This window comes from Paenibacillus lautus NBRC 15380 (assembly GCF_004000945.1).
GTDB lineage: Bacteria > Bacillota > Bacilli > Paenibacillales > Paenibacillaceae > Paenibacillus_AQ > Paenibacillus_AQ lautus.
The window spans coordinates 141,555-153,675 of record NZ_BIMF01000013.1; the positions used below are offsets into that span (position 1 = coordinate 141,555).

The 12,121-nt window shown below is 52.6% G+C and carries 10 protein-coding genes; 7 read left to right on the top strand and 3 right to left on the bottom strand.

Going from position 1 to position 12,121, the window contains the following annotated elements; genetic code table 11:
• Positions 1 to 29: 29 nt before the first annotated feature.
• Positions 30 to 647, bottom strand: a complete 618-nt coding sequence (locus tag PLA01S_RS21270) for a nucleotidyltransferase domain-containing protein (RefSeq protein ID WP_127593927.1) — start codon at positions 645 to 647, stop codon at positions 30 to 32.
• A 266-nt stretch (positions 648 to 913) separates the two neighbouring features.
• Between PLA01S_RS21270 and PLA01S_RS21275 the strand changes: the two genes are divergently transcribed.
• The 4 genes from PLA01S_RS21275 (at position 914) to PLA01S_RS21290 (ending at position 6,101) form a co-directional block, all read left to right on the top strand.
• Positions 914 to 2,023 carry a PEP-utilizing enzyme, TIM barrel domain protein gene (locus PLA01S_RS21275; RefSeq protein WP_127593928.1) on the top strand — a complete coding sequence of 370 codons (1,110 nt, stop codon included), beginning with the start codon at positions 914 to 916 and terminating at the stop codon, positions 2,021 to 2,023.
• Positions 2,024 to 2,359: 336 nt separating this feature from the next.
• Positions 2,360 to 4,381: a heavy metal translocating P-type ATPase gene (locus tag PLA01S_RS21280; protein ID WP_127593929.1), complete on the top strand. Its 2,022-nt coding sequence runs from the start codon at positions 2,360 to 2,362 to the stop codon at positions 4,379 to 4,381.
• Between the two features lie 473 nt (positions 4,382 to 4,854).
• The gene (gene trxB / locus PLA01S_RS21285) at positions 4,855 to 5,796 is read left to right on the top strand and encodes a thioredoxin-disulfide reductase (RefSeq protein WP_127593930.1); all 942 of its coding nucleotides are present in this window, start codon (positions 4,855 to 4,857) and stop codon (positions 5,794 to 5,796) included.
• A gap of 68 nt (positions 5,797 to 5,864) precedes the next feature.
• Complete coding sequence (locus PLA01S_RS21290) at positions 5,865 to 6,101, top strand: glutaredoxin family protein (protein ID WP_006212730.1); 237 nt, start codon at positions 5,865 to 5,867, stop codon at positions 6,099 to 6,101.
• A 120-nt stretch (positions 6,102 to 6,221) separates the two neighbouring features.
• Here PLA01S_RS21290 and PLA01S_RS21295 read toward each other — a convergent pair whose 3' ends face one another.
• Positions 6,222 to 6,425, bottom strand: coding sequence for a hypothetical protein (locus PLA01S_RS21295; RefSeq protein WP_127593931.1), 204 nt, complete (start codon positions 6,423 to 6,425; stop codon positions 6,222 to 6,224).
• 152 nt (positions 6,426 to 6,577) lie between these two features.
• Entirely contained in the window at positions 6,578 to 7,750 is a 1,173-nt protein-coding gene (locus PLA01S_RS21300; RefSeq protein WP_127593932.1) for an ROK family protein, read from the bottom strand.
• Between the two features lie 366 nt (positions 7,751 to 8,116).
• Here PLA01S_RS21300 and xylA point away from each other — a divergent pair, with 366 nt between their 5' ends.
• From xylA to PLA01S_RS21315, 3 genes are all read left to right on the top strand, one after another.
• Positions 8,117 to 9,433 carry a xylose isomerase gene (gene xylA / locus PLA01S_RS21305; protein ID WP_015737501.1) on the top strand — a complete coding sequence of 439 codons (1,317 nt, stop codon included), beginning with the start codon at positions 8,117 to 8,119 and terminating at the stop codon, positions 9,431 to 9,433.
• 210 nt (positions 9,434 to 9,643) lie between these two features.
• Entirely contained in the window at positions 9,644 to 11,140 is a 1,497-nt protein-coding gene (gene xylB / locus PLA01S_RS21310) for a xylulokinase (protein WP_127593933.1), read from the top strand.
• Positions 11,141 to 11,407: 267 nt separating this feature from the next.
• Entirely contained in the window at positions 11,408 to 12,037 is a 630-nt protein-coding gene (locus PLA01S_RS21315; protein WP_127593934.1) for a bifunctional 4-hydroxy-2-oxoglutarate aldolase/2-dehydro-3-deoxy-phosphogluconate aldolase, read from the top strand.
• Positions 12,038 to 12,121 lie beyond the last annotated feature (84 nt).

Consider the following 12,121-nt stretch of genomic DNA (forward strand, 5'->3'; position numbering starts at 1 on the left):
CTTTAGGGGAAGGTGCCTTTTCGTTAATTTCAATCGCTAGGACGATTCATGTAATCGATCCAGGGATGCCCATCCGGAAACTGCGTCCGCAGCGCTTGGGCAAGCCATCCTGCAGCCTGCCGATCGAGGAAGGGCAGAACCTTCCTGAAATCCCGTTCGTCTTTTTCACGGATGTTCTTGCTCCCTCCTTTATATAGGAGTTGTATCTCCGGTTTCAGATAGGGAATTCCTTGGTCTGTTTTTAAGGATATATCTTGGATCGGTCTTCGAATGGACGGTTCTCTGCGATAAACCCAGCTGTCCTGTTCCGTCTCCACCAGCATGATCTGGAATGAAAATGGGGCTTCCTCATGCCGGCTTACCCATACATCGCCAACCGAATGCAAATATTCGCCTTCCTCCCAGAGCGATAAGGTTCCTTGATCCGCTTTGTACAGCGTCCATTCGTTGGCTAATGCAGCGTAAATGGCGGCCTGCTCTTCGCGAAGGATCAGGATATCGATATCGCCGTGTTCTCTAGTCTGTTCTCCCAAATATAAATCCAAAGCCCAACCTCCGGCGATATACCAACGAGCAGGGATTTCAGCAAAAATTTTGACGGCATCCGATACGCTGATCGGTTCCCAATGATCATAATCGGTTCTCATGTTCTACTCTCCTTTTTTCCAGCATTGATCCATCCTCCATTGTAAAGGTTTTATCCTGCCCCTGAAATGATGATAAACAGATAGGGTCAGGCGTCTTGCACCTTGGTGCAGGCATCCGGCACAAGGAGAGCAGGGCGCATGGTTCGTTCCGTCCCGATATTTTTCAGCCGGTGTTTATCCGTGCGCTGTATATTTCCAATTGTTTCATAATAATCTGTAAGGAGGCGTTTATCCAATTCAAGGTGAAAGGGAGTAGAAGGATAACCATGACGGAAAGGCAATGGGGAGCAGGCAGTGAATTGGGAGAGCGTCGATTTGAAGATGAAGAGTTCATCGGAGCAGAGGAGATTACGGCAAACGAGATTTCTCCCGAGACAGATCTGCTGAAGCATTTTGCAATGGCAGGAGGAGTCACCCATGAGGAGGTATTGCTGTTACTGGCTTCGCCTGACGATATTGAAGAAGCCCTCAGGGTTTCAGGGATTCGGCATAACGGCACAGACAGACCTTCCTTGACCCGACTGCTGGGGTGGAGTGACAGGAACCGAAGACTGAAAGTCATGAGCCGATCCGCAGACCCTGAATCCATAACACGAGATATCAGGCAAGGTGCTCAGGGAATCGGGCTGATACGCGGGGAGGATGCTTTGCAGCATGGCCTGCTGCAGGAGGTTTACACAGCGTGGTTGAATTCGCGGAGCGCAGAGAAGAGCGCCCTATTAAGGCGGAGACTTATTATGCTATGGAAGACCTATTGGGTGTCGGTGTTTCAGGCGGCGGATGGAGCCCGATGTGCGGTCAGCTTGCTGCACGATGCCCGGCTTTTCAACACGATGGAGTTACGTGAAGCGCAGGATGCTCAGCTTGAGTCCTTGTTCCGGGCTATGGAGCAGTGCAGCGAGGAAGGCGTAGATTGCCAATTAGAGCTCCTGGCTGTACGCCCGGCACACGCGGATGACTTTATATCGATCCATAATTTTATCGAAGAAGTGGCAGAGCAGACCCTTATGGATCAGAGGCGTTTTGTGCGTATTCGCTATGGAGCGCTGTTCGGAGAAGGAATGAGCCCAGCGGCGGCAGCGGAGATTGCCCGTTTGGCCGATGTGATTGTATTCGATTCGGAGGGGATGGAGAATTCCGTGTCGTCGGATGAGGCAGGACACAAGATCTCGGCATTCTCAGAGATGATCCATCGTATTAGGCGAACGAAGCCGCAATTAACGCTCCGGATCAATGGGGTGGCTACCACGGATTTACGGATGGTTTACCGGCAGGGCATACACGAGGTGTGTTGCCAGGCCTCAGAGATTGCAGCTATTCGAATAACCGGTGCAAGGCTGGAGATGCGCCGCAGATGCTCGACGATTGTCGATTGATGGAATGTGAGCGCTTTACAAAATAGGTGAGTGATTAGAGAGAAGTCCTTGCGGAGAGATCGCAAGGGCTTTTTTTACGCGCAGAAGATTCATCTTCATCATAAGGAACGCCAATAGGTACGCTTCAGCATTTAAAAAATGTGAAAAATATGGTTTACAAATGAGGGTGAAGTGAGTATGATACATATAAAGTTGTACGAAGGAAAATAAATTGTATAAGTTCAAAAATGATTCTCATTCTCATTTAGCATGCTGCTCCGGCGAAGCCGGGGCAGCATGTGTCATTTTAAGGGTAGTAATAATGGATCTCATTCTCAACTAGGAAGGTGATTGGTTATGCAATGGATACAAAGTCAAACGACGACTGAACGCATATCGACAATAGAAAATGGAGCGGATCCGCGCGAGCCGCGGCAGCCTGGAAAGTGGGATATACGCAGCCTGCTGAGCAACGCGGAGGTCGTGGCTGCGCTGGGCAGCGGCCTGCTGATGCTGGTGGCTTGGCTGACCAGCCAATGGTCCGAGCCGCTCTCCGTTGTGCTGTACGTGATATCCTACGCCGTCGGCGGATGGGTGAAAGCTAAAGAAGGTGTGGAGACCCTTCTGAAGGAGCGCGATCTGGATGTGAATCTGCTGATGATTGCTGCCGCTATGGGAGCTGCAGCGATCGGGTACTGGAATGAAGGTGCGATGCTGATCTTCATCTTTGCCCTCAGCGGGGCGCTTGAGAGTTATACCATGGAGAGAAGCCGCAAGGATATCTCGTCCTTGATGGAGCTGCAGCCGGAGACGGCCCTGCGCATCGAGAAGGGGGAGATGGTATCGGTATCCATCAACAAGCTGGAGATCGGCGATCTGATTCTGGTAAAGCCGGGCGAGCTTATTCCTGCAGACGGCAAAATTTATCGCGGCAGCTCCTCCGTCAACCAGGCTTCGATTACAGGCGAATCCGTACCGGTCGATAAGGCCATTGGGGATGAAGTGTTTACCGGAACCTTGAACGGGGAAGGTGTATTGTACATTGAGGTTACTCAATCGGCGGAATCCACGTTGTTCGCCAAGATTATCAAGCTGGTGGAAGAAGCGGAGAACGAAGTTCCGGAATCGCAGCGGTTCATCAAGCGGTTCGAATCGATATATGCCCGTGTCGTTGTCATTGCGACCGCGGCCCTGATTGTTCTGGCTACTCCCGTTCTGGGATGGGATTGGGATACCACCTTCTATAAAGCGATGGTGTTCCTTGTAGTGGCCTCCCCATGCGCATTGGTGTCTTCCATCATGCCAGCGATGCTGTCGGCGATCTCCAATCGCGCCAGAAAAGGCGTATTGTTCAAAGGCGGCGCCCATATTGAGAATATGGCGCGCACGGCGGTTGTCGCTTTTGATAAGACCGGTACCTTGACGCTCGGTACGCCAGTGGTTACGGATTTTATCGCAGGCGAAGGCTGGGATCGGCATGAACTGCTTGGCATCAGTGCTTCTATCGAAAGAATGTCGAAGCATCCTCTGGCCTTGGCGATTGTCCAATCGGCTGAGAAAGAGGGGGCCGAGCTGCAGCAGGTAGAGAACGGACAGTCCATAACTGGATGGGGTATGCAGGCGGAAGTGGAAGGAATCACTTGGAAAATAGGAAAAAGCGATATTTTGGATCATCCGACTATAAATCAGCATTCAGGTGCAGCTTCCGCGCAACAGGAGTTGAGCGCGCTTGAAGAGAATCGTCAGCACTGGCTGTCCATCCGGAACACGCTGGAATCCGAAGGCAAGACGGTTTCCGTTATCCTGAAGGGCGACCGTATCGTGGGCATGATCGCTCTGCAGGATGCGGTCCGGCCTCAAGCGGCAATGGCTGTTAAGCGGCTACAGCAGCTGGGCATCAAGGTAGCGATGCTGACGGGGGACCGCAAGGCGACGGCGGACGTGATTGCGAAGGAAAGCGGCGTGGACATGGTGTTCTCCGATTTGCTGCCGGAAGATAAAGTTACACATATTAAGGAGCTTCGCGCCCGTTACGGCCATGTGGTCATGGTTGGGGACGGAGTGAACGATGCACCCGCACTGGCTACCGCGACCGTCGGCATCGGCATGGGCGTTTCGGGAAGCGGAACGGCGCTGGAGGTAGCGGACGCGGTGCTTATGAATGACAACATCGATGAAATTGCCGGCACCGTCAAGGTGGCACGCCGGGTTCAGCGCATCGTGAAGCAAAATATGATCTTTGCCATCACCATGATTTTGACGCTGATTGCAGCCAATTTCATTCAAGGCGTTGCGCTTCCGCTGGGCGTCATCGGTCATGAAGGAAGCACCATTCTGGTTATACTGAACGGGCTTCGTCTGCTCCGCAGCAGCCATTAAGTTAATGGACCGAGTATCGCCTGCAATGACAAAGGCATCCCCTTCTTTTCCTTCGTGGAGAAGAAGGGGATTTTTTATGGGCAGCGGAAATGATCTAGAATATCTTCAAGATTCAAACTGCTGCGATTCGCATTCAGTAGATCCCTTCAAGACGATCCTTATGTCTTCATCAAAAATTCATCTTCCTGCCGTCAAAAGGATGGTGGTGGCCTTTTCGTGCCCCTGATTTCTTCTAACCCAAACTGAGCGCACCCAGGACCTCGAAGTAAACGTTTTAAAATGAGGTACTCTATCGTGAACGAGGTTCGTTTTTTCAAAATAGTAAAGTACCCTCCGATTTATGAAGAATGGATTAACAATATTTTCAGATGGGGTGTGATGTGACATATTGACAGACGGCTCCGATATAACCATAATTAATATTAATTTATAATGATTATAATTAAGCGTTCCATATATAGGAGGGAAACGATATGTACAAATCCGTTATTATAGGCACAGGCCCTGCCGGCCTTACGGCTGCAATCTATCTGGCTCGCGCAAACCTGAGCCCGCTCGTCATTGAAGGTCCGCAACCTGGCGGACAGCTGACCACCACAACCGAAGTTGAGAATTTCCCGGGTTTCCCCGAAGGCATCATGGGTCCTGAGCTGATGGACAATATGCGTCAGCAGGCTGAACGTTTTGGCGCAGAATTTCGTACAGGCTGGGTGAACAGCGTGGAATTCGGAGAGCGTCCGTTCAAGTTGGACGTAGACGGTATGGGCGAGGTAGTTGCCGAAACGTTGATTATCTCTACGGGCGCAACGGCCAAATATCTCGGCATTCCGGGAGAACAGGATAATGTAGGACGCGGCGTAAGTACCTGCGCAACATGCGACGGATTCTTCTTCCGCGGCAAAGAGATCGTTGTTGTCGGCGGCGGTGATTCCGCGCTGGAAGAAGCCAACTTCCTGACTCGCTTTGCATCCAAAGTGACACTGGTTCACCGTCGGGAGGAGCTTCGTGCATCGAAAATCATGCAGGATCGCGCCCGTGCTAACGAGAAAATCGAATGGGCACTGAACCGCACGCCGCAGGAAGTTATTGCGGACGAGACAGGCGTAAAAGGCATCAAAGTGCTCAATAATGAGACTGGCGAAGAAGAGACGATTGCGGTCAGCGGCGTGTTCGTGGCGATCGGTCATCATCCGAACACCGGTTTCCTCGGCGGAAACATTACAACGGATCCGAACGGTTACATCGTAACGACTCCGGGAACATCCGAGACGAATATCCAGGGCGTATTTGCATGCGGCGACGTGCAGGATACCCGTTACAGACAAGCGATCACGGCAGCAGGAAGCGGCTGTATGGCAGCTATGGATGCAGAGAAATACATCGAGAGCTTGGAACACAACGCTGTCGTGTTGTAAACTGATAGATATAGGGATCGAACGGGCTATAAGCAGCCCAAATCATGAGTAGAGGAGACTGACCAACCGTGGAAAATGTGATTGTATACACTTCGAACAACTGCCCGCACTGCAAACAAGTAAAAGGCTTCTTGTCCGATCAAGGCATCGAATTTGAAGAGCGCAACATCGAGCAGAACGACGAATTCGCGCAGCAAGTATGGGATATGGGCGTTCGCGCAGTACCCCTCACCATCATCGGTGAGCACCGTATTCTTGGCATGAACAAGCTCCAGTTCAACAAAGCGTTGAACCCGGAAGCTTAATCTAATCAGGCATGATGGCAGGCCAATCGCTTGCTTATGATAAAAAGCTCCTTCCCGAGGTTCGGGAAGGAGCATTTTTTGTTGCCGAGCTATGCTGCCAAACGTTCGCACGAATCATGTTCACTTGTTGAAAAAAAGACTCATGATGATCTGGAATACGACGTATGCGGCCACGCCGGAGCCGAGGAGAATGAAGCCGGCTTTTTTCTTGCCTTGAAAAAAACGCATGATGGCGAGACTGAACAAAGGTGCGATAACTAGGAGAAACAGCAATACGGTCACAAACATTTCCGGAGATATTTCCGCAGTGCTTACATAGGTCATTTGAGCGTTTCCTCTCCCTTTAGTATAACGATCACACGATGCTCCTCGAGGAGAATCGTGATTTAAATTACAGGACGAGATTAATTATAGCGGAAAATCGCGAGATTTTCCTTAATATGCTGGGCGGTAATTACGACAATATATCGTCAATTTTAATGAATCGGCATGGAGACCCGCACCGGACCAAGAAACTGCGAGATGGCAGAATAGGCCGCGCCAATCATGGTAGAGCGGCTGCCCAGCTCGGCAAACCGGATCTCCATCAACTCTCGGTGATAGGGAAGCGTGCGCTGGGCAACGACCTGCTGGAGCGTTTCTTCGATCCAAGCCCGGGCGTCGGACAGCGGACCGCCGATGATGACCGATTGCGGATTGAATCCGTTGACAAGATTAGTTATGCCAATGCCGAGATAGCGTCCCAGCTCCTCAAAATGCCGGATGGTCTCCTTATGACCGAGCTCGGCATGATGAACAAGCTCGGACGTCCGTCTGGATGGAAGAACGGCATCTTTGCCGTCGTAGGATTTCTCCGAGGCGTACAGCTCCCAACAGCCGCGGTTGCCGCAGGTGCATTCCCGACCATCGGCTTCGATGGACATATGGCCGCTTTCGCCGGCATATCCGCGGGCGCCCTTATAGAGCTCGCCATTGATGATAATGCCGGAGCCGATACCGCTGCCCGCACTGATATAGAGGAGATGGCGGGCGTCCCGGCCGGCCCCGAAGCGCAGCTCGCCTTGGGCGCCCGCGTTTGCTTCATTGTCGATCGTAACCGGAAGTCCGAGCTCGTGCTCAAGCTGCTTCTGCAGCGGCACCATGTCCCATCCCAGGTTGGGGGCGAAGAGGACGGTGCCGTCGCCGTCGACCATCCCCGGGACGCCTACGCCGATCCCGATGATGCCGTATGGGGAGGGAGGGGCCTGCCGCATCAGGCCATGAATCAGGCCAACCATCAGCCGCGTCACCGATTCCACATCATGCCCTTCAAGGACGGTATCTTCTTCGGCAAGAATCCGGCCTTCCAGATCCGTAAGTACGGCGGTCATTTGCTTCACGCGCAGCTCCACGCCGACGGCATAACCGGCTTGTCCGTTAAACAACAGCAGCTGCGGCTTTCTGCCGCCGCTGGATTCACCGGGTCCGATTTCCTGGACCAGATGGTTGCTGCACAGCTCCTGTACGAGATTGGAGACGGTAGCCTTGTTCAGACCTGTGAGCTTGGACACCTTCGCTCGGGAGACCGGGGCGTGTTGACGTATCGTATCGAGAATAATCGAAGTATTTATTTTCTTGACCAGAGCCTGGTCACCGGTAATATTCGTCATGTGTATTCATCCTTTTAGTCTTGCTTCCTAATCCTGTTAGGCTCTTGAGACTTGATATGCTCATAGTCTAGGGGCAAAGTCCGGAAATTGCAACAGCCCGTAACGCTGCCCGGGTGCGAACAATCCTGTGTCCCGTGGTTTCTATCGTCGTAACATTTGAATATGGATATACAGGAATCATAGGCAGTGAGCCAAACGGAGATGTCCTGATCTTTAGCAGATAATCATCCTAACAGCGGTGGCATCGGTTTTGAAAAAGTTGTAAAACAATAACTTTGTTTAACCAATAGACAAAGTAGAAATCCTGTGTTAGGATAACCTTGTAAGCGTTAACCACACCTTAACAAGGTATAGGAGGATTTATACATGGCCTATTTTAACAACATTAGCAAAGTCGAGTACGAAGGCAGCAAATCAACTAACCCTTATGCTTTTAAATTTTATAATCCGACAGAAGTTGTAGCCGGCAAAACGATGGAAGAGCATCTCCGTTTCGCCATGGCTTACTGGCATACATTGACTGCAGGCGGTTCGGATCCGTTCGGCGCCGACACTGCGGTTCGTCCTTGGGGCAACTACTCCGGCATGGATCTTGCGAAAGCACGCGTTGAGGCAGGCTTTGAGTTCATGGAGAAAATGAATCTTCCATATTTCTGCTTCCACGATGTGGACATTGCGCCGGAAGGCAGCAGCCTGCGCGAGTTCTACAGCAACATCGATACGATCGTGGATTCGATTGAAGACCACATGAAGTCCACCGGCAAAAAATTGCTCTGGAACACAGCAAACATGTTCACGAACCCTCGCTTCATGCATGGTGCAGGTACTACGTGCAATGCTGATGTATACGCTCATGCGGCTGCGCAAATCAAGAAGGGCCTCGAAGTCGGCAAACGCCTCGGCGCCGAGAACTACGTGTTCTGGGGAGGCCGTGAAGGCTATGAGACCCTGCTGAACACGGATATGGGCCTTGAACTGGATAACCTGGCGCGCCTATTCCATATGGCGGTGGATTATGCGAAGGAAATCGGCTTTGACGCTCAGTTCCTGATCGAGCCTAAACCGAAGGAGCCAACCAAGCACCAATATGACTTCGATGCGGCTACAACGATTGCATTCCTGCAGAAATACGGTCTCGACAAGCACTTTAAATTGAATCTCGAAGCCAACCACGCCACGCTCGCCGGTCATACCTTCGAACATGAGCTTCGCGTAGCACGCATCAACGGCATGCTCGGTTCCCTCGACGCGAACCAAGGCGATATGCTCATCGGATGGGATACGGACGAATTCCCGGTTAACATCTATGACGCGACATTGACGCTGTACGAAGTGCTGATGAACGGCGGTCTCGGCCGCGGCGGCGTGAACTTCGATGCGAAGGTTCGTCGTCCATCCTTCGAGCCGGAAGATCTGTTCCATGCGCACATCGCCGGTATGGATACTTACGCAAAAGGATTGAAAGTGGCAGCGAAGCTAATCGAAGACCGCGTATTCGAGGACTTCATCGCGAAGCGCTACAGCAGCTTTAACGAAGGCATCGGCGCAGACGTCGTATCCGGCAAGGCTACACTGGCTTCCCTTGCAGAATACGCGCTGAACAACGAGTCACCGCGCAAAAACGAATCCGGACGTCAAGAAATGCTGAAAGCGATTCTGAATCAGTACATTCTTGCAAATTAATCGATACACTCTTTAGCGCTTGTACCATGAAATCCAAACCTTCACCGGCTCCCTCCAGGGAAGCCGGTGTACTTATTTCAAACAGGAAACTATAGCGAGCTATGGTCGACAGCCATCCATGGCACGCCACGGATCACGCACCGTGCGCCGGGGGGGAAGTGCCAACGATGTTTTCATGTTCGGTTCATGAGGAGACGAAGGAGGATATAGATGAGTTACGTTATCGGAGTTGATTTGGGGACCAGTGCTGTGAAGACCGTGCTGGTGGACCGCAGCGGCAAGGTTGTCGCCGAGCATTCGGAGTCGTACCCGCTGAGCCAGCCGAAGCCGGGTTACAGCGAGCAGCGACCGGAGGATTGGGTGGACAAAACGGTATTGTCGTTACGGCAATTGATGAAAGGAAACAACATCGACCCTTCCGAGGTTGAGGGTTTAAGCTTCTCCGGCCAGATGCACGGTTTAGTCTTGGTAGACGGAGAGGGTGCAGTGCTGCGACCAGCCATCCTGTGGAATGACACGCGCACAACGGCGCAATGTCGTCGCATCGAGGAGACTCTGCAGGAGAAGCTGCTTGGCATTGCACGCAACCGCGCGCTGGAAGGTTTCACCTTGCCCAAGATTCTATGGGTGCAGGAGTTTGAGCCTGAGCTGCTCGAACAGGCCGCCCTGTTCCTGCTGCCTAAGGATTATGTGCGTTTCCGCCTGACCGGGCAATACGCGATGGACTATTCCGATGCAGCCGGAACGCTGCTGCTGGATGTGGCGGGCAAGTCTTGGAGCACCGAGATTCTGGATGCCTTCCAGCTGCCGCACACCTTATGCCCTCCGCTGGTCGAATCCTTTGACGAGTGCGGCACCTTGCTGCCCGAGATCGCCGAGCAATCGGCTCTGCTGCCGGGGATGAAGGTATTTGCCGGAGGGGCGGACAATGCCTGCGGTGCCATCGGCGCCGGCATTCTCGAAGAAGGGCAGACGATGTGCAGTATTGGTACATCGGGCGTGGTACTCTCCTATGAGGAGCGACGCGAGGTGGATTTTGAAGGGAAGGTCCATTTCTTTAATCATAGCGAGAAAGATGCTTACTATATCATGGGTGTGACCCTGGCAGCGGGATACAGCCTGACCTGGTTTAAGGATACCTTTGCACCGGATGTCTCCTTTGACGCGCTGTTGAGAGATATCGGCAGCATCCCGGCTGGCAGCGGTGGGCTGCTGTTCACGCCGTATATCGTCGGTGAACGCACCCCGCATCCGGATGCAACCATTCGCGGCAGCTTCATCGGAATGGACGCCGGTCATAAGCTGCCCCACTTTGCACGTTCGGTACTCGAAGGGATCACGTTCTCTCTCCGCGAATCCATCGATATCCTCCGCGCATCCGGCAAGCGGATCGACCGCGTCATTTCCATCGGTGGCGGCGCCAAGAACGGGATCTGGCTGCAAATGCAGGCGGACGTGTTCAACGCCGAAATCGTGAAGCTGGAAAGCGAGCAAGGGCCGGCTATGGGCGCAGCGATGCTGGCAGCCTACGGCTGCGGCTGGTTTGCAAGCCTTCAGGACTGCGCAAAGGCGTTTTTGCGGCCGGCACGCTCGTATTCTCCGAATCCGCAGGCGGTTCAGGCCTATGACAAATTGTTTGGACTCTATCAAAGCGTATACGGAGCCACGCGTGAACTCGGCGCAGAGCTGTCCGAATTCCGCGGATAACCCTATAGATGTTAAAGAGCAGGTCGGGAAGACATTTTTCCCGGCCTGCTTTTTTTGCGTGAACGCTTCGGACCGCATATACTTGAGGCAGGTTGATGTCAAGCAGGTTACGTCAGGGAATGAGCGTCAACCCTCTTCGTGGGAACCGGTTTGGATATAGGTTTTTCAGGTTTCTTTCATTGGATAGCCTGTGATCATTGTGTAACATCCGCGGCCAATTCGATTAAAGGTGGTGCGGGAAGTGTAAATAGAAATGGGGGGAAGACATTGAAACTGACAGCTGAACTCAAACGCGAGAAAATCGTTGCCATCGTACGGGGCATTACGAAAGAACAGGCGGGCTTCGTAGGAGAGGGATTGAGCCAGGGCGGAATCCGGTTCATGGAAGTGACGATGAATACGAAGGGTGCTTTACATATGATACAGGATTGGCGCGCCCGCTATGACGGTGACGTGTATGTCGGCGCGGGTACCGTCCTTGATGTGGAGATGGCGAAGGAAGCGGTCTCTGCCGGGGCCCAATTCCTGATTTCGCCGAACACGGATCTTTCCGTCATCGAATTTGCCCTAGAGCAGGGAATTGATGTATGGCCCGGGGCCATGACGCCAACGGAGATCGTCGCGGCGTACGCAGCCGGGGCTGAGATCGTGAAGCTGTTTCCCATGGCCAGTCTGGGCTTGTCATTTATCCGGGAGCTTCAGGGCCCGCTGAATCACATTCCACTGCTTGCAACGGGTGGAGTTACGCTGGATAATCTTCCGGATTATTTTAATGCAGGCGCGGCAGCGGTCGGTTTGGGCAGCGCGCTGCTTCCCAAGGATGCGCTTATGTCCGGCAATATGGAGGAGATCAAGCGACGCACTGCGGCTTTTGTTGAAGCGGCGCGGCTTGGTTAAGATGTGTCGAAAGGGAATTCCCCATTCGCAAAAAACGGGATCGAAATAGTTACACTTTGTTCATCCTTAACCATGCAGGTTATG